The sequence below is a fragment of the Kribbella sp. NPDC023972 genome, from assembly GCF_040639075.1.
Classification (GTDB): Bacteria; Actinomycetota; Actinomycetes; order Propionibacteriales; family Kribbellaceae; genus Kribbella.
The window spans coordinates 78,335-103,829 of record NZ_JBEZZH010000001.1; the positions used below are offsets into that span (position 1 = coordinate 78,335).

Genomic DNA, 25,495 nt, shown 5'->3' on the forward strand with positions numbered 1-25,495 from the left:
GGCAGCTCTCCCTGAGACTAGGACTCACCCTGGTACACCGCCGACGGCTACGAGGTTCCCTGTGCGAGCCGGACCGCCCGATCCATGTCCGCGACCCCTTCCAGCCGGAAGGTGACACCGGCCCGGACCCAGACCAGCGTGGGGCCTGCCACCCGCACGCGGCGCTCTACTCCGGCGGAGTCGACCAGCACGAGCTCATGCGCTGTGTCGAACCAGTAGCCGTTGATCTCCGGTACGTGCTGCAGGCTTTGGTAGTACTTCTTGAAGTAGAGCGGCGACACCTCGGCCTTGAACTGCTCCAGCCGTACGCCGTCCCACCCGATCGCCACGAACCCCGGTGAAGCCTCAACACCTTTCGGCGTACCCAGCTCACTGGGCAGGGCCGGCTTGAACCCAGCTACTCGCTCTGCCTCCTCCAAAGACAGCTGACCGGTCACGGCGGGTGGTGCGGTGGGCGCACTGGTCGGACCGCTCCCGACCGGTTGCGCCCGCACTCCCCCGATGTTGAGCCACTCCGCCACGGTCGCACGCACAGGAGGTGTCGCTACCGCACCCGCGACCAGCACCAGGAACAGAGCCAGGAACGTCCGCCACCTGTCCCGCAGCGACCGCCGCACCGGGAGGTCCGCCACTCGGGTCAGCACCGCGGCCTCCAGACCCTCATCGACCGGAGGCACGACGGCGGAACGGCCGAGAGCCCTCAGTTCATCGTCCAAGTTCATCGCTGCACCTCCTTGTCGGGGAGAGAATCCCGTAGGCGTCCCAGTGCTCGGTGCAGCCGGGACTTGACCGTTCCACGCGGCCAGCCGAGCACCACGGCCGTCTCCTGCTCGTCCAGGTCCAACAGGTAGCGGCAGGTCACCACCAGCCGGAAAGGCTCCGGCAGCGATCGCACGGCCTCCAGCAACTCCCGCCGCCGCTCCAGTGACACAGCCTGCTCGGCAGGGTCCAGTACGACGTCCAGCGGCGCGGCCAGCTCCTCGCGGTGAGACCGGCGGCTGCGGGACCGCAGCACATTCCGCGTCTCGTTGGCCACGATCCGCAGCAGCCAGGGCCGGAAGGCGGCCCCGGTCCGGAAGCTCCCGAGCGCCCGGTAGGCCTTCACGAACGACTCCTGCACGACGTCGTCCGCATCCGCACCGGCGCCGAGAAACACCGCCGTCCGCTTCGCCACCTGGGCATGCCGCACCACCAGCTCGCCGTACGCGGCAGACTCCCCACCCCGCACCCGAGCCAAGATCTCCGCCTCGCCCGTCCCGCTGATTCCGCCTCCTGACGCCCGACCCACCACCCCGCCGACCAGCGAGGCGGCTCCAACCCACACCCCCGCCCAAGCGAGCGGGTTCAACCCCCCGCCTGGCGAGGCGGGTTCAACCCCACACCCCGCCGAGCGGAGCGAGGCGGTGCTGACATTGTCACTACACCGCGGGTAAACAGATGGTTCCGTGTATAGGGTCGGTTTGTGCCTGAAGTCGACGCGAGTTTTCTCGCCCTTCCCCGTCATGAGCTTGCCGAGGCCGCCCTGCAGCGGGCCAAGGACCTCGGCGCCACGTTCGCCGAGTTCCGGCTGGAGCGGATCCGGTCGGAGTCCATCTCCCTGCGCGACAGCCAGCTGGAGAACGCCCAGGACGACGAGGACCTCGGCCTGGCGGTCCGGGTGATCCACGACGGCACCTGGGGTTTCGCCGCCGGGGTCGCGCTGACGGAGGACGAGGCCGTCCAGGTCGCCGAGCAGGCCGTGAACATGGCCCAGGTGTCCCGGCCGATCAACGCCGAGAGGATCGAGCTCGCCGACGAGCCGGTCTACCGCGACACCACCTGGATCTCGTCGTACGAGATCGACCCGTTCAGCGTTCCCCGGGCCGAGAAGGTCGCGCTGCTGACCGACTACAGCGACCGGCTGCTCCAGGCCGAGGGCGTCGACCACGTGAGTGTCAACGTCGCCTCGGTCCACGAGTGCAAGTACTACGCCAACTCCGCGGGGACGTCGTTCACGCAGCAGCGGGTCCGGATCGGGCCGAAGATCACCGCCCATGCCGTGCAGGCGGGCCGGTTCGACTCGATGAGCACCTGCGCGCCACCGGCCGGCCGCGGCTGGGAGTACCTGACCGGCACCGGCTGGAACTGGGACGAGGAGCTGGCCAACATCCCCGGCTGGCTGGCCGAGAAGATGGCCGCACCGGGTGTCGAGGCCGGCACCTACGACCTGGTGATCGACCCGACCAACCTGTGGCTCACCATCCACGAGTCGATCGGCCACGCCACCGAGCTCGACCGCACGCTCGGCTACGAGGCCAACTACGCCGGGACCAGCTTCGCCACCATCGACAAGCTCGGCACGCTGAAGTACGGCTCGCCGATCATGCAGGTCACCGGCGACCGGACCGCCGAGCACGGCCTGTCCACCGTCGGGTACGACGACGAGGGCGTGGCCGGCCAGCAGTGGGACCTGGTCAAGGACGGCATCCTGGTCGGCTACCAGGTCGACCGCCGGATGGCCAAGGTCAACGAGGGCCTGCTCGGTACGCCGCGCTCCAACGGCTGTGCGTACGCCGATTCGTCCGGCCACATCCCGATCCAGCGGATGGCGAACGTGTCGCTGCAGCCGGAGCCCGGCGGCCCGTCCACCGAGGAACTGATCGCCCGGGTGAAGAACGGTATCTACATCGTCGGCGACAAGTCCTGGTCGATCGACATGCAGCGCTACAACTTCCAGTTCACCGGTCAGCGGTTCTACAAGATCACCGACGGCAGGCTGGACGGTCAGGTCCGCGACGTCGCCTACCAGGCCACCACGACCGACTTCTGGGGCTCGATGGAGGCCGTCGGCGGACCACAGACCTACGTCCTCGGCGGGGCGCTCAACTGTGGCAAGGCCCAGCCCGGCCAGTCCGGCGCCGTCAGCCACGGCTGCCCGACGGCTCTGTTCCGCGGCGTCCGCATTCTCAACACCACGCAGGAGGCCGGCCGGTGACGATCGCCATTCAGCTCACCCCGCAGGACACCATCGAGCGGGGTCTCGCCCTCGCCGCCGCCGAGGGCGCCGACGGCTGCGTCGTCATCGTCACCGAGACGTCGAGCACCAACCTGCGCTGGGCCAACAACACCCTGACCACCAACGGCGCGATGCGCGGCTCCAGTGTGACCGTGATCGTGACGGTCGGCCCCGGCGAGGGTACGGCGGCCGGCGTCGTCGGCCGCTCCTCGGTCACCGACACGACGTTGCGGGAGATCGTGTCGGCCGCGGTCGCGACCGCGCGGTCGTCCAGCCCGGCCGAGGACGCTCGCCCACTGGTGGACGGCACCGTCAGCCCCGACTGGGACGAGGAACCCGACGAGACCACGGTCAGTGTCTACGAGAAGTTCGCGCCGGCGCTCGGCGAGACACTGAAGCGGGCCGGCCGCGAGAGCCGCTGGCTCTACGGCTTCGCCGATCACCAGGTCGTCACCGTGTACGTCGGTTCGTCCAGCGGACTGCGGTTGCGCCAGGCACTCCCCCGCGGGTTCGTCACGGCCACCGGCAAGTCGGGCGACCTGAGCCAGTCCGCGTGGGTCGGCGCCGCCACCCGCGACTTCAGCGACATCGACGCGCACGCGATCGAAGCCGAGCTGATCCGCCGCCTCGGCTGGGCGAGCCGGACCGTCTCGGTCGACGCCGGCCGGCACGCGACCGTGTTGCCACCGGCTGCCGTCGCGGACCTCACGACGTACCTCTACTGGTGCCTGGACGGGCGGGAAGCGTTCGAGGGGCGCAGCGTCTTCGCCAAACCGCCGGGTGGAACGCGGGTCGGCGACGTGCTGTCGGCACAGCCGGTCAACCTGCGGTCGGATCCGCGGCTGCCCGGGCTGGAGACGTTCCCGTTCGCGGTGGCGCGGTCGTCCGGCGGATCGTCCAGCGTCTTCGACAACGGGCTCACGCTGACGGCGACGGACTGGATCCGCGGCGGCAAACTCGAGGCGCTGATGACCAGCCGGTACACCGCCGACCTGATCGGTGCTTCGGCCGCGACACCGGATATCGACAACTACGTGCTGTCGGTCGACGGCGCGACCGGGACCACCGACGACCTCGTCGCCGGGCTCGACAACGGTCTGCTGCTGACCTGCCTGTGGTACATCCGGATGGTCGACCCCCAGACCCTGCTGCTCACCGGCCTCACCCGGGACGGCGTCTACCTGGTCGAGAACGGCGAGGTGACCGGTGCCGTGAACAACTTCCGTTTCAACGAGAGCCCGGTCGACCTGCTGTCCCGGTTCACCGCGGCCGGCGTGACGGTGCCGTCGTTCTCGCGCGAATGGGGTGACTACTTCTCCCGGACCGCGACGCCGCCACTGCTGATCCCGGACTTCAACATGTCGACGGTCAGCCAGGCCAGCTGAGCCCTGAACAGCGAAGGCCCCGCGAACCAGATCCGGTTCGCGGGGCCTTTCGGCGTAGAGATCAGACCGTCGGGTAACCCGGCTCGGCGGGACCCGCACCCGGCTGACCGAAGCGCTCGGCGCCCTTCGGGTCGGGACCGTACTGGTTGTCACCGGCCGTGCCCTCCTGGGCGGCCAGCACGATGAACCAGATGAAACCGACACACGGGATCAGGTTGATCAGGATCCACCAGCCGCTGCGGTTCGTGTCGTGCATGCGCCGGATACCGACGGCGATCGACGGCACCAGCACTGCCAGGCTGTAGATCGTCGACAGCCAGCCGGACGAGCTGGTGCCCGAGCCGAAGTCCAGGCCGAGGATCCGGTCCAGGATGCTCAGGATGATCGAGATGATCACGTTGAAGAGCACGAACATCCAGTACTCTTTGCGCCGGGCCCGCCCGCTGAACACGGCGTATTTCTTGAGGACGTCGATGTACCACTGCATTACTGTTTCTCCGATGGTCGAAGGTGAGACGCGGACAGAGCCTGTCGGAACCGGTCGGGTTCGTCAATGCAAGTTTTCGCTTTGGTGACCACACCGCAACCTGGCACGCCGCAGCTTGAGTGAACTTCACCTTTTCGGGACCGCGCGCTACTAGAGCCGGCTTCAACTTCCCGGCGGAGAGTGCGTCATCAGCCTGCTGGGACGGGTTTCGCCAGCGTCACCCGCCACAACCGGCGCGGACCTTCGGCGTACGTCGTGGTGTCGTCGAGCCGCCATCGCTCGGCCAACTCGTGGATCAGCGCCTCGTCGAAGAACCGGCCGGCAAAACCGTCGTGCACCGCCAAGCCGCCCTCGAGTTGCGGCCAGCGACCCGCACACGGATCGTCCGCCGACCAGACGGCGTACACGAACAGCCCGCCCGGGCTCAGGACGCGGTGCACCTCACCGACCAGCGACCGCAGCTCGGCGCGGGTGAACGCCATGTTCAGCAGGACGTTCGCGAACACCGCGTCGACGGTCGCGTCGGCCGGCGGCAGCGGATCGCGGACGTCGTGCAGCGCCGCCGTGACGCGGTCGTCGAGCCTCTCCCGCTGAGCCTCCAGCCGCAGTTGGTCGAGAGCGGACGCACTGAAGTCGGTGGCGTGCACGCTGAAGCCCTGCTGGGCCAGGAAGAGCGCGTCGCGGCCCTGTCCGGCGCCGAGCTCGAGGACATCGTCGATGCCTGCGGCACCGAATACTTCGGCCGCCCACCGGGCCGCCGCCGACGGCTCGGTCCCGTGCAGGTGCGGATGCTGCTCGTACGCCGTCTGCCAACGTTCCTGCTGAGCTCGTCCGAGCTCGACGTGTCCAGTGTTCATGGTGCTCCCCGTGTTTGTCACGCCGGTCTGGACGACCGGCAGACCGCAGCAGCCTACGTCACGAATTGAGTAGACGTACTCACGCGGGCGCCCGTTCCTTCGCGCGAGAGTGAGGTGAGACTCAGGAGGAATGCATGAACGCCCATGTCGCCCCCTTCCATTGCCCGGCCTGTCACAGGCTGTTACATCTCACCGTGGAAGCAGGTCCGCAACCTGCGACTCTGCCTCCGTTGCCCCAGACACCTCTTCCACCACCGCCGAACTTTGCGCCGCCGGTCTACGCGCCGCCTCCGCCGCGCGGCATCCCCGCACCACCAAGACCTACACCCGCGCCTTCCCCTCGACCGCAGCCGATCCGCCGGCAAGCGGCCAGTGTCCAGCCGCTCCCGCCACCGCATCCGCCGGTACGGCGTCCCGCACCGCCGCGGCGCCGGTTGAGTCCGCAGGCCACGCTCCTCAGCCTCGGCGTGCTTCTCCTGCTCGCAGCGGGTGTCACGTTCCTCGCGGTCAACTGGGACAGCCTCCCGGTCGCCGCACAGGCGGGCATCATCGGCATCCTCGCCGCGCTGGCGTTCGCCGGTTCCCTTCCCGCCACCCGTAGCTCGCTCGCCGCGTCAGCCGAAGCCCTCGCGATCCTCGGCTGCGGCCTGCTCACCGTCGATCTGTACGGCGCCCGCGCGCTGGGACTGATCTCACCGGATGCCGTCGACGGTCTCACCTTCAGCGCGATCGTCTTCGGGACCGTTGCCCTGGTCAATCTCCTGATGACCCGGCTGGCACCCAAGGTCGTCACGTACGGCGTCACCACAGTCATCGCGGGCCAACTGCCGTTGCCGCTGGTCCTGATCGATCGCGTCAGCCTGCCTTGGCTGCTCGCGGCGCTGCTCGGCCAGGTCGTCATCACCCTCGTGCTGTCGGCAAGGGGTACGCCGATCGTTCGCCGTACCGGCGCGATCACCTCGGCCGTCGTGTTCTGCGGCATTTTGGTCACGGGGATGGCGCGCACCTTCTCGGGCTTGCTGACCAAGTACTCCGTCGACTACCGAGACTTCACCGGCACGTCGTACACGCAAGCGGAACTCATGACCGTGATCGCCACCACCGCGGTCGTCTGCATTGCCGCGATCACTGGAATCCTCATCCTGCGGAAGCGGCCACTCCCGTCATCCGTCACACCGGGACTCGGCGAAGCGGTCTGCGCCGTTGCCGCCGGATTCGCGGTTGCCACCTGCCTTCCGCAAGTGCCCGGCCCGGGTCGCTGGTTGACCACCGGCCTGGCAACGGCCCTCGCGATCACCGTCATCCTGCGCCACCGCCGTACCGGCACGATCTCGCTGGCCCTGCAGGTCGTGACCATCACTGTTGCCTCAGTCGACCTTTTGTTCTGCCTGTGGCTGGCCGACGTCCGGCAACTCGGCTTCATCGCCGGCATCGTCGCCGTACTGGCGGTCTTCGCGGCCCTGCGTAAGGTGGTCGACGCGGCGCCGGCGGCCGGGGTCGCCGGTCTGGGTGCGCAGCTCGCCGTCGTGCTGTTCGCCATCGACGAGTTCATCAGCCTGTGGGCGGGCGCGGTCAGCCTCGCGGTGATCGGCGCATGCGCCACCGGTCTGGCCTGCCGGTACGTCGGCCGGCCGCTGGAGCGAGTGCTGATGCCTTCGTCGGCGAGCGCCGTACTGCTGGCCGAGCTCATCGCGGTGCTGGTGTCCGCCGATGCCGCCACCGGTGTCGTCCTCACCATCGCCGCCGCGCCACTGGTTGCCTACGGCATGAATCCGGTCCGCCGTCCCGCGCTGCTGGTCGCCGGGCTGCTGCTGATCGTCGCCAACACCGCGTTCGTGCTCGCGGCCGACGGTACGACGATCGAGTGGTTCACCGTGCCACCGGCGATCGTGATGCTCAGTCTCGGCATCCTCGCGTGGCGCGACCAGCCGAGCTGGATCTTCCTCGGTCCCGGTCTCCTGATCGGTCTGGTGCCATCGGCATTGATTGCTGATGGCAACGATAACTGGATCCGGGTGACGCTGGTGGTGGCCGCCGCCCTGACGGTGATCGTCGCCGGCGCACAACTGGGCCGCCAGGCTCCCTTCGTGATCGGCGCCGCCGTGCTGGCCAAGATCGGCATCTGGCAGTTCGTCGAGGTCGCGCCACTGATCCCCCGCTGGATCACCCTCGGCGCGGCGGGTGCGGTCCTCCTCGCCGTCGGCGCGACCTACGAACGGCGGCTGTCCCAGGCCAGGCACGCGGCCCGATGGCTCTCGGCGTTGCGATGACGCGCGCGGCCGGTTTCCCCGGTGACCCGCTGATCCGCATACTTGGTTCCAGGCGAATCACGACCCGGGGGCCGGATGACGAACCGCAGCGACAAGCAGACGGCGGACGTGCTGCTGCTTGCCAGCGTGCTCGAGAAGCTGCGCACCCATGACGGCCTGACCGTCGCCCGGCTGCACGCCGGCCGGACCGGGATCGCGGCGCCGTTGATGGAGCTGGCCGCGACCCGCCGGTTCGCCACCGTACATGAGCTCGACGTCGCGTCCGCCGCGTTCGACCTGGTCGTCAACTGCGTCCGCGACGATCTGCACGGCACCCAGCAGATCGTCGCCGACGCGGTTCTGGCGCTCGGCCTGCACGTGGACACACACGCTCATGCCGGTATCGACGAGCGGATCACCCGTGCGCTGTACAGCACCTCCCTCGGCCGGCGCCGCGAGACGTTGCTGAACAACTGGCACCGGCTGCACCAGGCGCTCGGCCACGAGCCGGGCGAGGCCCCCAGCGACCGTGCCCTCCGCGGTACGACGGAGCCCGCCGTACTGCGCGAGCTGGCCAACCAGCTCATCCGCCGCGACATCTACTCGGTCGGCTCGAAGACGGTCGTGATGCTCGACGCGGCACCGGCGACCGATGTGGCACCGGCCGGCCGGGTGATCGTGGTCGGCGGCGCCGTGATGGACGCGACCTTCCGCACCAAGACCCTGCCGATCCCGGAGACGTCGAGCGAGGCGTACAGCTTCGACCTCTCCCCCGGCGGCAAGGCGCTGACACAGGCGGTCGCGGCCGCCCGGCTCGGGCTGAAGACATCGCTGATCGCCGCCGTCACCGACGACCGGTTCGGCGAGGAGATCCTGGAGCATCTGCGCGACGAAGGTGTCGACACGTCGCTGGTGAAGCGGGTCCGTGGCCGCCGGACGCCGTTCACCGGAGTGTTCGAGAAGGAGCTCGGCGACAGCATCGCGGTCGTCTGGCGGAACCAGAGCGAGGTCTTCCTGGCGCCGGAGGACATGGACGAGCGGCGGGAGCCGCTGGCCGCCTGTGACGCGTTGCTGCTGACGTTCGAGGTGCCGCGGGAGACGATGCAGCAAACGCTCGCGCTGGCCACCCGCGACCCGGACAACCGGCCGCGGACGATCGTCACGCCAGGTCAGCCGTACGTCGACGAGCGCATCTCGCGTGACACGTTCGGGCGGATCGACTACCTCGTCGCGCACCCCTGGGAGCTGGGCAGTTTCGCCTCCCAAGGCCACGGGCCGTTCGACCCGGACCCGGTCGCGCGAAACCTGCTGGCCTTCGGCGTGGAGACCCTGTGCATGCTGGTCAACGGTGGCTGCACGGTCTACTCCGGCCCCGCCCACGACGTCATCAGCGTGCCGACGATCCCGTCCATCTACAAGGAGTCGTCAGCCGCCCGGGACGCGTTCTGCGCGGCTCTCGCGGCCAAGCTCATCGACAACAACCACAAGTTCTCCGGACAGGTCGCCCTCTGGGCCGCGGCGGCGATGTCCTGCGCCACCGCCGACTTCCCGCTGTCCAACTCGATGCCCGACCGCCAGCGCATCGACGCCCTGCTGGCCCGCTCGCCGTTCACCGTGAACGGCGGCGGACTGGCCTGAACAGCGGCAAGGGGTCGGGTCAGCGGCGGAGACGGCGCTGGTCGTCCTCCGGCACCGGCTCGGTCTCGCCGCGGAGGCGGCAGCAGAAGATGACGGAGTCGAGCAGCTTGGCCCGGCTCTGCTCGAACCGGCCGCGCGGGTTGGCGGCGCGGAGCTCGACCAGGTTCGCGCCGCCGAAACGGGTGCGCAGCTGCCGCGGGCTGGCGTAGATCCCGTCGACATACAGGTACGGCCGGGCCTGGATCGACATCCATTGCTGCCAGTTGGCGGCCCGATAGCTCGCACCGACAAATCCCAGATTCGGGTCGACCGCGGTGGTGAGCAACTGAACCGACGGAATCTCGCGCCGGATCACCTGCCGGACTTTGGACAGCAGGAAAGAGATCGCATTCGCCGGCGCCACGTCGAACGAATACACCCGGGAGACGTCCCAGGCCGCGCCCAGCGGCACCCCGAACTGGGTCTGCAACTGGCGCCCGACCCGCATCCATTCCAGCGGGGAAACACTGCACAGCGTCACCGGAAGCTTGTTCACCGGGTCCACCAGGGCGAAGTTCACCGACCCCGCACGGGCACTGCGCAGGTAATGCAAGCGGCTGAAGATCTGGTCCGCCTCGCTGTTCCCGAGGCGTACGAAACGCAGGTCGGAGAGCGGATACTTGTCTTTCGGAATGAGGTCTTCGATAGCCCGCTGATCGTGCCGTAACCGGACCGCGTTGCGATTCAGCTCGGCGATCACCGCGCCCCGCCCGACCATGCCGTTCGGGCGCGCGAGCCGGGGCAGATGGAGCAGCGTCCGGACACTCAGCGCCCGGCTCGGAACGCCGTGCCGGCGCACGGCATCGGCCAGCAGATCGGCGAAGTCCGGAGCATGCCTTCGGCAATCATCCAGCGAAAGCCGGGCTCCTGGAGACGGGGAAACTGCTGGGACTGGCGGCCGGGGAACGACCGTGGGAACCGCCGGACCGGCGGCACTGATGACCACGCGAGAATGCTAGCCGACAGTTGCCGCGTCGTCGCAACTTCCCAACTGGACGAGTTTTGGCGGCGTGTTGCACTCGGTCCTGCGGGTTGCTGCCAGTTGGCAGCCGGCGATTGCCAACTGGCAGAAAATGGTACGCCGAAACCTGCCAGCGTATCGCTGCGGTCGCCAAGCGGCGGCCGAGCGCACGGGCACGGCTGCCAAAATCATGTCCGGACAAAGAAGGCGATGCCAATTTTTCTGGATTGACAACCGATTGTCGTGGCGTTCACTGAAAGCGTAACCAAAAACGCCGACCCGCCGCCTTACTCTAACCAGTTCGCGGCGAATGACAAGCAGTCAAGGGAAGTGAATCGAAGGAAAAGAGGAAACGCCATGCCTCCCAACGAATTCGTCGCGACCATCGTCGTGCTGGCCAGTGCGATACTCCTGATCTCCTTCTGGAAACAAATCCTGTTCATCCTGCTCTTCGGAGTCGTCATGGTCTTCTGCTTCGGCCTCTACAACGTCGCCACCGCGATGGGACGCTGAATCAGCACCGGCTCCGCCTCACTCGACACCCGCCCGGGACTCCCCGGGCGGGTATTTTTTCGTAGGCTCGCAACGTGAGTGACTCCGCCGCGGATCTCAGCCTGACCGAGGTGCTCCAATTACTGGAGCAGCGCAAACTCTCCGCGCGCGAACTCGTCGAGGATTGCCTGCGCCGGATCGACCTGTCCGAATCCGCCATTCGCGCCTTCGTCACCCGCACCCCCGACCTCGCACTCGAGGCCGCGGACCGCGCCGACCAGGCCAGGGCGACGGGCGAGCCGGTCGGACCGCTGGCCGGCGTACCGGTCGCGGTCAAGGACGTCTTCCTGACCAAGGGCGTGCTCACCACCGCCGGGAGCCAGGTCCTGGCGAACTTCGTCCCGGCCGAGGACGCCGCGGTCTGGGAACGGCTCGCGGCCGCCGGTGCCGGCATGCTCGGCAAGACGACGACCCACGAGTTCGCCTACGGTACGGCGTCCTCTCCCACGGCCAATCCGTGGGACGTGCGTCGCACCCCGGGTGGATCGTCCGGCGGCTCGGCGGCAGCACTCGCCGGGCGGATGGTCCCGATCGCCACCGGGACCGACACCGGCGGCTCGCTGCGCATCCCGGCCGCCGCCTGCGGTGTTTCCACCCTCCGCAGCGCCCGCGGCCGTATCTCCCGGTACGGCGTCATCCCGCTGAGCCCGTCGTTCGACGTCGCCGGACCGATGGCCCGCCGGATGCTCGACATCTCGATCCTGATGCGGGTCCTGGCCGGCCATGACCCTCGCGACCCGGCCACCCTGGACGAACCGTGCCCGCCGTACCCGCTCGAACCACCGCACGACCTGACCGGTGTCCGCATCGGCCTGCCGATCGAGATGTCCTGGCAGCAGGTCGACGACCGGATCACGGTCGTTTGCCGGGACGCGCTCGATCTTCTGGTCAGCCGCGGCGCCGAACTGGTCGAGATCGAGAACCCGCCGAACGCGACGGTGGTGCTGGAGAAGTCCACCGGCGTCTTCGACACGATCAACGAGAGCGAAGCCCGCCAGATCCACGATCCGCTCGTCCCGCACAGCCACCTCTACACCCCGCAGGTCCGCGAACGCGTCCGCAAAGGCGAGGACATCCCGCGCCACCGCTACGACGAGGCCCTCCGGCTACGCATCCACTGGACCCGCGACTGGCGTCAACTCGTCCACGTCCATCGCCTCGATGCCATCGCGCACCCGACCATCGACGCGGCACCGCCGTTGATCGACCACACCCGGCCCCCGAAGGGCCCTCGCATCCGCCTGTCGGTTCCCTGGTCGATCGCCGACTTCCCGGCCCTCAGCGTCCCGGCCGGCTTCGACGCCCGCGGCCTGCCCGTGGGCCTGTCGCTGGCCGCTGTCCCCGAACGCGAAGCCGACCTCCTCGGCCTCGGCATCCGGATCGACGAGGATCTCCAACCCTGGCGGCACGGCCCACCGACCGTCGTCTGACTCACCAAGGTGTGGTCGGCAGAATCGGCTGTGCGGTGTGCAGGGGGTTGGGGATGGTGCCGGTGGTGGGGATGGGTGGGCGGGTGTCCAGGTCGGCGTAGCCGAGGGTCAGGCGGTAGCCGTTGAGCGGGTAGCGGGCGAAGGTTTCGGCGAGGAGGGCAGTGGCTGCCAGGCGGTCGGCGTACTGGGGGAAGGTTTGGCCGTAGAGCTCGACTTCTCCGTGGGCCATGCCCCAGAAGTCTGCTGGGTCGAGGAGGCCGGTGTCTGCCAGGAGGTCGGCGAGGGGGTTGAGGACGCCGAGGAGGAGGGCGTCGACGAGGTACTGGCGGAGGATGTGCCAGGGCTTGCGCGGCAGCACGCGGTCGTGCGAATCGGGTTCAATGCCTCGGGCAACGACCTCGTCGGTGGAGACATTGATGTCGTCGACCAGATCCTTGATCACGATGCGCGCGGGCAGCCCCTCGGGGCCGCAGATGACCGCAAGGTTCTCGCCGTGCGGATTCACCGTGATGCCGTAGTGGTGCATCAGGTGCAGCAGTGGCCGGAGGAGAGCCGAGAGCAGGTGCGAGACCCATTCCCGCGGGTCCGCGCCGGACTTCTCGATGAGGGCTTGGACGAGTGGACCGTCCGGGGTCGTGTGCAGTACAGCGGCCAGCGCCCAAGCCGTCTCGTTCGGGTGCAGCCGCGGGTCGAGCGGATCACGCCAGATGCAGCCCAGCGTCTCGGTCCACTGGTAAGGGATGCCGGGCGCGGTCGACAGTTGCGGGTGGCGGACGGTGACAGACGCGACCTCACCGAGCAATTCGGTGCCGAGCCGGCCAAGCACCTCGTCGCGGTGCCACAGGCCGCGCAACCACTGGGTGATCATCGGCGCCGCCAGCGTGCAGTGCTCGGGGATGCCGCGATACACCGACGTGTTCAGGATCTTCAGCGGCAGCTTCACCTGGTAGCGCAGCGGCTGGGAGATGTTCACCATCGTCCGGATCGACTGCGTCGGCAGGTAGTCGTCCGGCCCCTCCCCCAGTACGACGATCTCGCCGCCGGCCAGCTCCCGCGCCCACTGCGTCCGTACGACGTGGTCCAGCTGCCACGGGTGACACGGCAACCACACATACGAGTCGGGATCGACCAGCTTCCCCCGGAACGCCTCCAGCACCTCAGGACCCAGCTCACGCCCGACCACCGAGTGCTCCGACAGGTCCGGCGTACCGCGGAACTCCGCAAGCCCACGCCGTACGGCGAGCCACACCAGTCGCAGCGGCGTGCGAGCCTCGGGCGCATAACGCAAGCTGTCCTCGGCCGAGAACCCCAGTCGCCCCTTGTTGGCCACCAGCAGCGGATGTCCGGTCAGATGCCCTTCCAGCCGGCTGTGGTGCAGATCCAGCAACTCAGACCGTCCGGCGGCTGTAGTAGCCATCCGTACGTCGGCCGCCAGTGTGCTGGCCAACTCCGCCACGTACCCGGCCACAGTGGACCCGTCCAGCCCCAGTACGCCGGCCGCATCGACCAGGAACTGCACTGGGTCGGTCGCGACCTCACTCTCGTCGTTGCCCAGGATCCCGGCAGTGGTACGTCGTACTGAGTCAGGAGCCACCCGCCAACTGCCGAAGGCACCGCGGGTCGCGGCGAACGTGTAGGACACGGCTCCGAGGTCGAGGCGATTGTCGACCGGCTGCAGCAGGTTCTCGGTGCAGAACTGAGAGATCAGCTTCGCCAGCAACTCTGACGAACACCTGGTCCATTCACTCATCCGGGGATGGCGAAGCTCGTGAACGCGGTGGACTTGGGCAGGCGGAACACCTCACGTCCGGCGACCGCGTTCAGGATCGTGGCGTTGCGGATGGCCCCGATACCGAGGTCAGGTGCCGCGACACCGTGACTGTGCAGGTCGGCGTTCGAGACGAACATCCGGCCGGCCAGAGAATCGTCGGTAGCGACGCTGTGATCCCTGTTGATCATCCACCGGCCGGCGGCGTCGCGCCGTACGCGATCCTCCAACGCACTCATGAAGGGCAGCGGCCGGTTGCGGTAACCAGTTGCCGCGACCACCGCGTCGCAGAAGTGCTGGAAGTTCTTCCCGCTGTCCGTGTGGTGCAGCGTCAGCTCCACGCCGTCGGCACGCGCCACAGCGGACACCACGGCAACACCGCACTGCAACTCGACGGGCGCGACCGGGGCGGCACCGAGGTCTCGCTGGTAGAGCACGTCGTGGATGTCGTCGAGAGTGTCCGACGAGATGCCTTTGTAGTGCCTCCACTGCTCCTTGACCAGCTTGTCGCGCGTCGGCTCGTCCAGTGCGTGGAAGTAGTCGACGTACGACGGTGTCGTCATCTCGAGCACCAGCTTCGAGTAGTCCAGCGGCGCGAACGACGGTGTACGAGTCAGCCACGACACCGCGGGCCCGCCGGCCGCGTTGGCACGCAGCAGGTCGAGTGCGCACTCGGCACCGGACTGCCCCGATCCGACCACCGTCACGCGGCCTGCACGCAGCAGGTCCTCCCGCCGGAACAGATAGTCCGCCGAGTGCAGGAAGCGCTCCGACGGCAGACCGCTCAACGCAGCAGGGACGAACGGCTCAGTACCCACGCCGACCACCAGATGCCGCGCCTCGAACGTCTCCACCCCGTCCCCACGTTCCACAGTCAGCTCGAACACCGAGCCGTCCCACGACACGTCCCTGACGTGGTGACCGAAGTGCAACGAGTCCAGCTGGGCGGCGCACCAACGCAGGTAGGCCTCGTACTCACGCCGGGTCGGGTGGAATTTCTCCCGCACATAGAACTGATACAGCCGGTCGTTGTCGCGCAGGTACGACAGGAACGACAGCGGGTGCGCCGGCTCGACCAGGCTCACCAGGTCGGCCAGGAATGACACCTGCAGCATCGCGTCGTCGAACATCAGCCCGCGGTGCCAGGTGAACTCCGGGCGGCTGTCCAGCACCGCGATGCGTACGTCGTCCACACCGTCGGCCAGTGCGGCCAGTCCGAGGTTGAACGGGCCGCAGCCGATCGCGATCACGTCATAAGGGGCGGTACTCATGTTCATGCCTCCACGGTCCGGGTGCGGACCATCAGTAGTGCTGTCTTCTCGGGAAGCTGTAGCTCCCCTTGGCTGACGAAGCCGGCCGCGGCGAACGCGCGGACGGACTGGGTGTTGTCGATGTCGGGCTCGGCCACGACCCGACGGCAGTCCGGGTCGGTTCCGAGGAGCGCGTCGGCGAGGGCCCGTAGCAGCCGGCGTCCCAGCCCTCGACCGATCCGCGTGACCTCGCCGATGGCGACGTGGACTCCCCAGTCGTGCTCGTCACTCGGGTAGTACTCGGCCAGTCGGTCGTGCCTCACCCGGTAGAGCTCGACGTACCCGAAGTCCTCCGAGTCGACCGCTGCCACACAGGGGATCGAGTGCTCGCCCGCTGCTTGACTGCTCAGATCCTGCGCCCAGCGCTCCTCCGGCCAGTCCTGCTGCCACCACCGCTGGATGTGCGGCTGCGCCATCCAGTACGCGATCTTGGCTGCATCCTCGGGACCGGCGGGTCGCAGGTCGAAGCCGTTGTCCAGGTGGAGCATCGGGTTGAGGTCGCACCTCATCGCAGCGGGTTCGGAATCTCGAGGTACACCGACTGAGCGTCCAGCGGCGCGACCACCTCATCGATGCCGCGCAGTCGGGTCAGCATGTTCGCCTTGCACGGCAGGGTCTCTGCCTCCAGCCAGCGCCGCGCAAGCCGATCACCATCCGGCCCAGCAGCCTTCAGCAACGGCAGGGCCAGGGTCAGCCGGTCACGCACGACACCAAGTAGCGAGTCTTCATCCGCGACCCCGTCATAAGCCAGACACCCCACGACGGCCAGCGCCTGGTTGTGCAGCAGGTAATAGGTCAGTCGATCGTCGACAATCGGATCATCGACCACAGCCAGCGTGGAGTCCCGCAGCCCGGTCACGGCCAACAGCCCAGGCAGGTACGACGAAGCCAGGTAGTACCCCTGGTTGTCGCGATAGGCGCCACCCTTGATCCGATCCACACCGTCCAACCGCACCAATGTGTTCTGCTGGTGCGCCTCCAGCCCGATGCCCGTCTCGGCGTACAGCTGCAGCATCGGGATCAGCACGTTGTCGATGTACGTCGCCACCCAGTCGGCCGGGTCCTCAGCGGCGTACTCACTCAACCGGCTGACCCGACCGGGCCGTGGTGCGACCAGACCGGCCAGGCACGCGTAGCTGTTGACGTCAGCCGGCACCTCCCGTACGGCGACGTCCAGACCGGTCAGCGTCGGACCACCCTCGTCGAGGGCCACCCACGCGGGATCGCGGACGATGGTGAACCGCGGGTGTGCGGTCGCCGTACCAGCGTTGTACGCCGCGTCCAGCAACCTGTTGATCTCCAGACCGCGGCGCAGTTCGGTCGGTGTCGACTCTCGGCGTGAGTTCGTGATGCGCAAGCCCAGTGACAGCTTCAGCATCACCGGCAGGTCCGGGTGGTACACGGTCCGCAGGCTCGACGTCGGGTACCACTGAGCGCCCTGCGGGCCTAGCGATTTCACGCGGCCTTCTTCAATGAGCTTCGCCACCCGCGGGCGCTGCAGCACGGCCGCGGCCTGCCACGGGTGCGCCGGGATCAGCACCCGGCCGGCCGACGGAGTGATACCGGCCAGCGCGCCCATCAACTGCAGAGCGTCCAGTCCCTGCAGGGCGGGCGCGCCGGCCACCTGGTCCGACGACACCAGTTCGGCGTCGGCTTCGAACCAGTGCACCGCGAAGCGGCCGCCGAGCTCCGGTGAGTACGCCGCCAGCTCGTCACCGCTCAGTCCGTCCCGGCTCTTCGGCGCCGGATGGTTCAGATGCCCGAACAGCAGCGCCTGCTCCATCTCCAGGAAGCGCCCCGGACCACGCTCGCCGTCAGCCTCGACGAACAGTTCGACGTTGCGGACCGACTCCGCGGTCCGGGCCGCGAGATCCTCGACCTCGGCCGGATCGGCACCGGCCGACAGCAACCGGACCAGGTCCTCCGGCGCCGGCGGCACGCCGTCCACCAGTACGTCGGTGAACTGGTGCAGGCCGGTCCGCGACGCATGCTCGACCCGGACCGTCACGGTCGAGTCGCCCACGTCGAACGCCAGCGGACCGACCGCGACCGGGATCGGTGTCTCCCGCGTGTAGCACCGCAGGATCGCATTCAAGTGGGCAGTAACTGCTGCCGAGGTCATGGGGCCTCCCGGCCTGGACTGAGGAGCGGAGCGACGGTCATGGGGCCCTCCCGCCCTGGACTGAGGAGCGCAGGGAGCGCAGCGACCGGAGTGACGAGGGAAGGGCGGGAGGCAAGGGCCCCATGACCCGCCGGCGCCGAAGGCCCGGCCAAAAGTACTGTCACGCCGCTCCTTCGCCAGTCGCCGCCCGGACGTCGAGGCCGGTGGCCACGACCTGATCGAGCAGGTCCTCGATGTCCGACGCGGTGGCGTTCGGGTTCAGCAGCGTCAGCTTCAACGCGACCGCCGCCGGGCGGCCGCCGCGGGCCGGCAGCTTGGTCCGGCCGATCAGTACCCGCCCGGACGTCAGCAACCGGCGCCGGACCTCACCCTGGAGGGCGTCCACCGAGGAACCCTCCAGCCCCTGCCCGGCGACCCGGAACAACACCGTGGTCAGGGTCACCGGCGCCAGCAACTCGAGGTTGCTATCGGCAACGACTCTGGCCGCGGCGGCGTGCGCGAGCTCGTGGCAGGTGTCGAGCATCTTGCCCAGTCCGGCCCGTCCGTATGCCGTCAACGTGGTGGCGACTTTGACCGCGTCCGGACGGCGGGTGGTCTGCAGGCTCCGGCCGAGCAACCCGTCCAGACCGGAGTCGATGTCGTCGGCCGGGTTCAGGTAGTCGACCGAGCGGCCGAAGGAGGCGAACCGGTTCCTGTCCGCCACCAGCAGCACGCTGGTCGCGGCCGGCTGCCAGCCGATCTTGTGCAGATCCAGCGTCACCGAGTCCGCCTGGGACAGGTCGGCCAGCAGCGGCGCGAGCTGGTCGGAGAACAAGGCCCCGAATCCGTACGCCGCGTCCACGTGCACCCAGGCGCCGTACTCCCGGGCCAGCTCCGCGATCGGCGCGATCGGGTCGACCGAGCCGTAGTCCGTCGTACCGGCCGTCGCGACCACCGCGACCGGGGTGCGGCCCGGTTTGGCGAGTTCGTCGGCCAGCACGTCGGTCCGCATCCGGAAGTTCTCGTCGGCGGCGATCGTGACCGCGGCCTCCTCCCCGAGCCCGAGGGCGGCGCAGGCTCGCTGGACCGAGAAGTGGGCCAACTCGGAACAGAACACCACCGGGTGATCGAGTCCTTGCAGGCCATGACGCCGTACGTCGACACCGACAGCGGCGGCCGCGCTGTCGCGGGCGATCAGTACGGCGAGCAGGTTGGAGATCGAACCACCCGGGGTGAGTACGCCGTCCGCGTCCGGACCGAAACCGGCCAGGCCGGCCAGCGCCTTGACCACCCACTGCTCGATCGCCAGCGTCGCCGGACCGGAGTCGTAGGTGTCCATCGACGCGTTGCTCGCCGAGGCCAGCGCGTCCGCGTCGACCGCGACCTGCAGCACCGGCGGCTGCAGGTGGGCCGCGGCGTGCGGGTGGCTCAGATCGATACCGCTGTCCGCCAGCAGCCCCGCGATCAGATCGAGGGCGGCCGACTCCCCGACGCCGGTCGAGGGGATGCGCGGTTCCCCCAGCACGGCGGCGGTCCGCCGCAGTACGTCGGCAGGCGTGCCGGCCGGCAACGGCCCACGGCCTGGATCGGCGACGGTCGAGGCCAGCGGCCACGAAGTGAACGGGCTGCGCACCGGGGCGGGCAGCGCAGTCAGACGCGCGGGTTGCGGCATCCAGATCTCCCGAGGAGTTGTTAGGTAAACCTTAGTAAGGCAGACCTAACTTAGTCGGGTCGATCAGTATCGTGTCAACTCCGCTGCGTGGCGGTCCAGCAGCTGAAACCTCACCCCAGCAAGGGAATCAACGCCCGTACGGGCTCCGAGTCAGCACGAATGTGGCGAGGTTCACGTGGCTGACCTCCCGCCCCTCCCGCACCACTCGTAACTTCTCCCCGGCAAAATAGCCGTCGCGGCCCTCGTAAAGATCCGGACCGATCGGCGAGAACCTCGAGGTCAGCGCGCCGGACAGCTGCAGGATGCCGCCCGAGACAGTCATCGCCAGTGGCGAGTTTCCCCAATACCAGTGGCCCAGCAGCTCTTCGCCCTGGTCGAGCGCCGGCTCGGGCACCCACTCCTGCGCGAGGATCGGTTCGTGGGTGACCAGAGTGCGCAGCAAGTCCGGCGGCAACGACGCGACCCGGCCGTACGTCGCGTTGCCCAAGGTCACCGCGCCGATCCGGCGGACCCGGTCGACGAACAGGCCGGCCAGGAAGCCGGGCATCGAGCCGGTGTGGCCGATCAGGAGGTACGGATCGTCGGCGATCAACCGCAGGCCGAGGCCGTACGACGCGGTCAGGCCTTCGCGTGGATCGGCGGCCGACACCGCCGCCATCTCCTCGACCGTGTCCCGGCTCAGCACCTCATACACCGGGTCGATCCAGAACATCGCGTACTTCGCCAGGTCCTCGATCGTGCTCCACAGCTGCCCGGCCGGCGCCATCGCACCGGCGTCGTACGCCGGCTCCTCCATCAGCTGACCGCTGAACGGGTGCACCGAGTACCCCTGCGCCGACGGGTTCGCCGGGAAGTACGTCGTACGCCGCATCTCCAACGGGTCGAGGATGCGCTCCTGGACCAGGTCGAGCCAGGACGCGCCACGCAACCGGGCGGCGATCTCGCCGAGCAACGCGTAGCCGAGGTTCGAGTAGTGGTGCCGGCGGTCGGCCGGGCCGGCCGCCTGCGACTCGTCCATCGCCGCGGTCAACTGCTCGAACGAGACCCCCGGATTGCGTTCCCACCAAGGGCCTTCCGGCTCGGCGTTCATACCACCGCTGTGGGCGAGCAGATGCCGGATCGTCCTGTCCCCGAACGCGATCCCGGGCAGATGCTTGCCCACGGCATCGTTCAGCGCGAGCAGCCCGTCGTCCCGGCACTGCAGCACCAGGATCGCCGTCAGCGTCTTCGTGATCGACCCGATCCGGTACTGCACGTCCGGACCGGGCGCACCGCCGTCGGCTGTGGCGAACCGCCCGCGCGACCCGGTCCACACCAGCGAACCGTCTCGGACCACTCCGGCGTTGACCGACGGCAACTTCCATTCGCTCTGCGCCGTCGCGATCTCGGCGTACAGAGAAGCGGCGGTGTCAGGACGTACAGAAGTCACTCAAAGGCCTCCGGGGCTGGGCAGGAGCAGATGAGGTTGCGGTCGCCGTACGCGCCGTCGATCCGGCGGACCGGCGGCCAGTACTTCGACGTGCGGTCGACCGAGCGCGGGAACGCCGCCTCCTCGCGAGTGTAGGCGTGCTCCCACTTGTCGTTGATCACCGACTCGGCGGTGTGCGGCGCGTTCACCAGCGGGTTGTCCGCGGCCGGCCACTCTCCCGCCGCGACCCGGTCGATCTCGTGCCGGATCGCGATCATCGCGTCGCAGAACCGGTCCAGCTCACCCAGGTCCTCGGACTCGGTGGGCTCGACCATCAGCGTGCCGGCCACCGGGAACGACATCGTCGGCGCGTGGAAGCCGTAGTCGATCAGCCGCTTCGCGACATCGTCGACCGTGATGCCGGTCTCCTTCGTCATCGGCCGCAGGTCGAGGATGCACTCGTGCGCGACCAGGCCGTTCTCGCCCGTGTACAGGACCGGGAAGACACCCTCGAGCCGCTTGGCCACGTAGTTGGCCGTGAGGACCGCGGCCTTGGTGGCGGCGGTCAGCCCCTCGGCACCCATCATCCGGATGTACGCCCACGAGATCGCCAGCACACCGGCGGACCCGAACGGCGCCGCGCTGATCGGGCCGACACCGGACTCCGGCCCGGCCTGGTCCAGCAGCGGATGGTTCGGCAGGTACGGCGCCAGGTGAGCGGCCACGGCCACCGGACCGACACCCGGACCACCGCCGCCGTGCGGGATGCAGAACGTCTTGTGCAGGTTCAGGTGGCTGACGTCGCCGCCGAACTCACCGGGTTTCGCGAGGCCGAGCAGGGCGTTCAGGTTCGCGCCGTCGACGTACACCTGACCGCCGTGGTCGTGGACGATCTGGCAGACCTCGGTGACGCTCTCCTCGTACACGCCGTGCGTGGACGGGTAGGTGATCATGATCGCGGCCAGCTTCGCCGCGTGCTCGGACGCCTTCACCCGCAGGTCGTCCAGGTCGATCGTGCCGTCGTCGTTGCCCTTGACAACGACCACCTTCATGCCCGCCATCACCGCGGAGGCCGCGTTGGTGCCGTGCGCGCTGGCCGGGATCAGGCAGACGTTGCGGTCCTCGTCGCCGTTGGCCCGGTGGTAGCCGCGGATCGCGAGCAGGCCGGCCAGCTCACCCTGCGAGCCCGCGTTCGGCTGGATCGACACCTTCGCGTAGCCGGTCACCTCGGCCAGCCAGCGCTCCAGCTGACCGATCAGCTTCACGTAGCCGGCCGCGTCCTCGATCGGTGCGAACGGGTGCAGGTCGGCGAACTCCGGCCAGGTGACCGGCTCCATCTCGGTGGTCGCGTTCAGCTTCATCGTGCACGAGCCGAGCGGGATCATGCCGCGGTCCAGCGCGTAGTCGTAGTCGGACAGCTTGCGCAGGTACCGCAGCATCGCCGTCTCGGACCGGTGCGTGTTGAACACCGGGTGGGTCAGGTAGTCCGACGTACGCCGTACCGCCTCGGGCAGCGCGGCCGTCTCGAGCCCGCCGTCGTACTTGAGGTCGAAGGCGTCGCAGACCGAGCGGAGAGCGTGTGCGTCGGTCTTCTCGTCGCAGGAGATGCCGACGTGGTCGGCGTCGACGAGGCGGAGCCAGATCCCGTTCTGGCGGGCGGCGTCGACCACGTCCGCGGCACGGCCGGGGACGCGGGCGAGCACGGTGTCGAAGAAGTTGTCGTGGACCACCTCGACACCGCCGGCCCGCAGCGAGGCGGCCAGCTTGCCGGCGTAGTCGTGGACGCGTTCGGCGATCGCCTTCAGGCCGTCCGGCCCGTGGTAGACCGCGTACATCGACGCGACCACGGCCAGCAGGACCTGCGCCGTACAGATGTTCGAGGTCGCCTTGTCCCGGCGGATGTGCTGCTCACGGGTCTGCAGCGCGAGCCGGTACGCCGGGGAGCCGTTGGCGTCGATCGAGACGCCGACCAGGCGACCCGGCAACGACCGCTCGAGACCGGTGCGGACGGACATGAAGCCGGCGTGCGGACCGCCGTAGAACAGCGGTACGCCGAAGCGCTGGGACGACCCGATCACGATGTCGGCGCCGGCCTCACCCGGTGCCTCGAGCAACGTCAGGGCGAGCAGGTCCGACGCGACCGCGACCAGGGTGTCGCGCTCGTGCGCGGCGGCGATCAGCGGCTTGAGATCGCGAACCACACCGCCGGAGCCCGGGTACTGCACCAGGAAGCCGAAGAAGTCACCCTCGGGCAGGCCGTCGGTGGTGTCGGCGACCACGACCTCGATCCCGAGTGCCTCGGCCCTGGTCTGGACGACCGCGATGGTCTGCGCGAAGCAGTCGGCGTCGACCAGGAAGCGGTCTGACTTGCTCTTCTTGTTCGACCGGTGCGCCAGCGTCATCGCCTCGGCGGCCGCGGTGCCCTCGTCGAGCAGCGACGCGTTCGCGGTCGGCAGACCGGTCAGGTCCGACACGACGGTCTGGAAGTTCAGCAGCGCCTGGAGCCGGCCCTGGGAGATCTCCGGCTGGTACGGCGTGTAGGCCGTGTACCAGGCCGGGTTCTCGACCAGACGGCGGACGATGACGGACGGGGTGAAGGTGCCGTAGTACCCCTGGCCGATCATCGAGGTGGCCACGTTGTTCCGGGCGGCCAGCTGGCGCAGCTCGTGCAGCGCGTCGACCTCGGAGGCCGGGTCGGGCAGCCGGAGCGCCTCGGCGGACCGGATCGACGCGGGGACAGCGGCGTCCACCAGCGCGTCGACGTCGTCGTACCCGAGCAGCTGGACCATCCGCGCGACCTCGTCCGGGCGCGGTCCGATGTGGCGGTCGGCGAAGGCGGCCGAGACCTGTGGGGTGTCATTCACTAGAGGCTCCGTTGCTGACAATGCTGCCGGTGGCCTCCCCCTCTGTCACGCCCGGTGCGCGCTCCAGAGTCGCCTGTGGCACTCGGTCCTGTGGCCTGAGAGGTTCCGGGGAGGAATTGCCCCTTCGGCGCCCGGGTCAACGGGTCTCTCCCGAATGCTGTGTACGGCGTGTCCGAGGCTACCAGGAATCCCCGAACAGTTCGGGCAGCAGCCGCCGCGCGACCGGCCTCGCCGCCGCGACCTGCTCGGCGGTGGCCGACGTCATCGGCCAGCGAACCCGGGTGCCGACGTCGGCCCAGCCACCGACCGCGGCCAGGAACTTGTCCAGCGCCGGGTTGGACAGCCCGGCCTTCTGCAGCGGTACGACGTGCTGGGCGAAGAACTCACCGATCCGGCGCTCGACGTCCAGATCGTGAGCGTGCGAAACCGCGCCGTTGGGCGACAGCGCCGCGACGTTGGAGTAGCTGCCGTGTGCGCCGAGTAGCGACATGCTGGCGAGGAAGTGACCGGGCACGAAGATCGACAACCGGGATTTCGTTGCCTCGTCGAACCATGCCTTACCGCCACCGGCGGCCTTGAGTCCGATCAAGCTCGGCACCGCGGCGGCCAGGGAGCTCAACAGGTGAGGACCGACGGTGGTCTTCGCATGCGGTGGGTTGTAGAGCACGAGCGGGACGTCACCGGCCGCGTCTGCCGTACGCCGGAGAAAGTCCAGGACCTCTTGTTCACTCAGCGGGAGCCAGTCCGGGACGATCACCTGGATCGCACCCGGGTCGAGTGCGGCTGCTCGTCGTACCCGGTCCAACTGCAGTTGGGCGGACGGATGACTCGCGCCGATCTGGAACTGCTTGCCGGTGGCCGCCAGCACCTCGTTGATCCGGTCGAACTCGTCCTCGGTCAGGGTCTGGAACTCCCCCGCCGTGCCGTGGGCGTACAGGCCGTCCAGTTCGGTGACGGCCAGCGTGGCCGCCTGGGCCTCCAGCCGGCGGTAGTCGATGGAGTCGTCGGCGTTGAGCGGCAGCAACAAAGTCGCCCACACACCGCGCAGTGTTTCGGCGGTGAGTGGGCGCACGGTGTTCTGGAAGGAGTCAGCCGGTCATGCGAGCGCGACGGCGGGCGGCGAGCTCGTCGTTGGCGTGGTGGTCGTCGTCGTGACCGTCGGCACGCTCGGTGGGCAGCTCGGACAGCGAGCCCTCGACCTCGCGCCAGACGCCGCCGAGCGCGATACCGAACACGCCCTGGCCGCCGGCCAGCAGGTCGATCACCTCGTCCGGCGAGGTGCACATGTAGACCGAGGCGCCGTCGCTCATCAGGGTGATCTGGGTCAGGTCGTCGATCCCGCGCTTGCTCAGATGGGCGATCGCGGTCCGGATCTGTTGCAGTGAGATCCCGGCGTCGAGCAGCCGCTTGATCACCTTCAGCAACAGTACGTCACGGAAACCGTACAACCGTTGCGTGCCCGAACCGGTCGCCGGGCGCACCGACGGCGCGACCAGGCCGGTGCGGGCCCAGTAGTCGAGCTGACGGTAGGTGATCCCGGCCGCGGCGCACGCCGTCGGTCCGCGGAACCCGACATCCTCCGGCATCGGCCGCAGGTCGTCGTCGAAGAGCAGACCCTGGACGCCGGCGGTAGCGGCCGCCTCGGCGTGTGCTTCGGACGTCGACTGCGCCGTCAGATCCGTGTCGCCGGTGCGTGTCACGCCTGAGCCTCCCTGGGTACCGACTGGAACGGGTCACATCCGTGGAGTGACAACACCCCACAACTCCTTCAAGGTAAGC

General features: G+C 68.7%; 20 protein-coding genes and 1 riboswitch. Of the genes, 6 read left to right on the forward strand and 14 right to left on the reverse strand.

The features are described from left to right. Nucleotides 1-47: 47 nt before the first annotated feature. Together AB0F43_RS00350 and AB0F43_RS00355 are read right to left on the reverse strand one after the other, a co-directional pair. On the reverse strand, nt 48-722 hold the full coding sequence (locus tag AB0F43_RS00350; RefSeq protein WP_360468614.1) for a hypothetical protein: 675 nt from the start codon (nt 720-722) through the stop codon (nt 48-50). Then, nucleotides 719-1,228 carry a sigma-70 family RNA polymerase sigma factor gene (locus AB0F43_RS00355; protein WP_360472957.1) on the reverse strand — a complete coding sequence of 170 codons (510 nt, stop codon included), beginning with the start codon at nt 1,226-1,228 and terminating at the stop codon, nt 719-721. The genes AB0F43_RS00350 and AB0F43_RS00355 overlap by 4 nt, the downstream gene beginning before the upstream one ends. Before the next feature lie 234 nt (nt 1,229-1,462). Here AB0F43_RS00355 and AB0F43_RS00360 point away from each other — a divergent pair, with 234 nt between their 5' ends. Continuing rightward, complete coding sequence (locus tag AB0F43_RS00360; protein WP_360468616.1) at nt 1,463-2,974, forward strand: TldD/PmbA family protein; 1,512 nt, start codon at nt 1,463-1,465, stop codon at nt 2,972-2,974. Next, nucleotides 2,971-4,380, forward strand: coding sequence for a metallopeptidase TldD-related protein (locus AB0F43_RS00365; RefSeq protein ID WP_360468618.1), 1,410 nt, complete (start codon nt 2,971-2,973; stop codon nt 4,378-4,380). The genes AB0F43_RS00360 and AB0F43_RS00365 overlap by 4 nt, the downstream gene beginning before the upstream one ends. A gap of 61 nt (nt 4,381-4,441) precedes the next feature. Here the strand turns inward: AB0F43_RS00365 and AB0F43_RS00370 are convergent, their stop codons facing one another. Together AB0F43_RS00370 and AB0F43_RS00375 are read right to left on the reverse strand one after the other, a co-directional pair. Beyond that, nucleotides 4,442-4,867 carry a DUF805 domain-containing protein gene (locus AB0F43_RS00370; RefSeq protein WP_360468620.1) on the reverse strand — a complete coding sequence of 142 codons (426 nt, stop codon included), beginning with the start codon at nt 4,865-4,867 and terminating at the stop codon, nt 4,442-4,444. A gap of 188 nt (nt 4,868-5,055) precedes the next feature. Further along, nucleotides 5,056-5,724 carry a class I SAM-dependent methyltransferase gene (locus AB0F43_RS00375; protein WP_360468622.1) on the reverse strand — a complete coding sequence of 223 codons (669 nt, stop codon included), beginning with the start codon at nt 5,722-5,724 and terminating at the stop codon, nt 5,056-5,058. A 467-nt stretch (nt 5,725-6,191) separates the two neighbouring features. Between AB0F43_RS00375 and AB0F43_RS00380 the strand changes: the two genes are divergently transcribed. Together AB0F43_RS00380 and AB0F43_RS00385 are read left to right on the forward strand one after the other, a co-directional pair. Then, on the forward strand, nt 6,192-7,994 hold the full coding sequence (locus AB0F43_RS00380; protein WP_360468624.1) for a hypothetical protein: 1,803 nt from the start codon (nt 6,192-6,194) through the stop codon (nt 7,992-7,994). Nucleotides 7,995-8,069: 75 nt separating this feature from the next. Continuing rightward, nucleotides 8,070-9,611, forward strand: coding sequence for a PfkB family carbohydrate kinase (locus AB0F43_RS00385; protein ID WP_360468626.1), 1,542 nt, complete (start codon nt 8,070-8,072; stop codon nt 9,609-9,611). 19 nt (nt 9,612-9,630) lie between these two features. Here AB0F43_RS00385 and AB0F43_RS00390 read toward each other — a convergent pair whose 3' ends face one another. Continuing rightward, nucleotides 9,631-10,596 (reverse strand): hypothetical protein, encoded by a 966-nt coding sequence (locus AB0F43_RS00390; protein ID WP_360468628.1) that lies wholly within the window; start codon nt 10,594-10,596, stop codon nt 9,631-9,633. A 372-nt stretch (nt 10,597-10,968) separates the two neighbouring features. Here AB0F43_RS00390 and AB0F43_RS00395 point away from each other — a divergent pair, with 372 nt between their 5' ends. Together AB0F43_RS00395 and AB0F43_RS00400 are read left to right on the forward strand one after the other, a co-directional pair. Further along, nucleotides 10,969-11,124 carry a hypothetical protein gene (locus tag AB0F43_RS00395; RefSeq protein ID WP_158290890.1) on the forward strand — a complete coding sequence of 52 codons (156 nt, stop codon included), beginning with the start codon at nt 10,969-10,971 and terminating at the stop codon, nt 11,122-11,124. Nucleotides 11,125-11,198: 74 nt separating this feature from the next. Then, entirely contained in the window at nt 11,199-12,593 is a 1,395-nt protein-coding gene (locus AB0F43_RS00400) for an amidase (protein WP_360468630.1), read from the forward strand. A 1-nt stretch (nt 12,594) separates the two neighbouring features. Here the strand turns inward: AB0F43_RS00400 and AB0F43_RS00405 are convergent, their stop codons facing one another. The 9 genes from AB0F43_RS00405 to AB0F43_RS00445 form a co-directional block, all read right to left on the reverse strand. After that, nucleotides 12,595-14,343 (reverse strand): IucA/IucC family protein, encoded by a 1,749-nt coding sequence (locus tag AB0F43_RS00405; protein ID WP_360468632.1) that lies wholly within the window; start codon nt 14,341-14,343, stop codon nt 12,595-12,597. Next, nucleotides 14,340-15,632, reverse strand: coding sequence for a SidA/IucD/PvdA family monooxygenase (locus tag AB0F43_RS00410; RefSeq protein WP_360468634.1), 1,293 nt, complete (start codon nt 15,630-15,632; stop codon nt 14,340-14,342). The genes AB0F43_RS00405 and AB0F43_RS00410 overlap by 4 nt, the downstream gene beginning before the upstream one ends. Before the next feature lie 2 nt (nt 15,633-15,634). Further along, the gene (locus AB0F43_RS00415) at nt 15,635-16,180 is read right to left on the reverse strand and encodes a GNAT family N-acetyltransferase (RefSeq protein ID WP_360468636.1); all 546 of its coding nucleotides are present in this window, start codon (nt 16,178-16,180) and stop codon (nt 15,635-15,637) included. Continuing rightward, entirely contained in the window at nt 16,177-17,793 is a 1,617-nt protein-coding gene (locus AB0F43_RS00420) for an IucA/IucC family protein (RefSeq protein WP_360468638.1), read from the reverse strand. Before AB0F43_RS00420 ends, AB0F43_RS00415 begins: the two co-directional genes overlap by 4 nt. Before the next feature lie 160 nt (nt 17,794-17,953). Beyond that, the gene (locus tag AB0F43_RS00425; protein ID WP_360468640.1) at nt 17,954-19,444 is read right to left on the reverse strand and encodes a pyridoxal-dependent decarboxylase; all 1,491 of its coding nucleotides are present in this window, start codon (nt 19,442-19,444) and stop codon (nt 17,954-17,956) included. Between the two features lie 127 nt (nt 19,445-19,571). Beyond that, nucleotides 19,572-20,873 carry a serine hydrolase domain-containing protein gene (locus tag AB0F43_RS00430; protein WP_360468641.1) on the reverse strand — a complete coding sequence of 434 codons (1,302 nt, stop codon included), beginning with the start codon at nt 20,871-20,873 and terminating at the stop codon, nt 19,572-19,574. Further along, a complete protein-coding gene (gene gcvP / locus AB0F43_RS00435; protein ID WP_360468643.1) occupies nt 20,870-23,716 on the reverse strand; it encodes an aminomethyl-transferring glycine dehydrogenase in 2,847 nt (948 codons plus the stop codon). The genes AB0F43_RS00430 and gcvP overlap by 4 nt, the downstream gene beginning before the upstream one ends. A gap of 73 nt (nt 23,717-23,789) precedes the next feature. Beyond that, nucleotides 23,790-23,879: riboswitch (glycine riboswitch) on the reverse strand. Between the two features lie 15 nt (nt 23,880-23,894). Then, nucleotides 23,895-24,755 (reverse strand): dihydrodipicolinate synthase family protein, encoded by an 861-nt coding sequence (locus tag AB0F43_RS00440; RefSeq protein ID WP_360468645.1) that lies wholly within the window; start codon nt 24,753-24,755, stop codon nt 23,895-23,897. A 49-nt stretch (nt 24,756-24,804) separates the two neighbouring features. Continuing rightward, a complete protein-coding gene (locus AB0F43_RS00445; protein ID WP_360472960.1) occupies nt 24,805-25,329 on the reverse strand; it encodes a MerR family transcriptional regulator in 525 nt (174 codons plus the stop codon). Nucleotides 25,330-25,495: the final 166 nt, after the last annotated feature.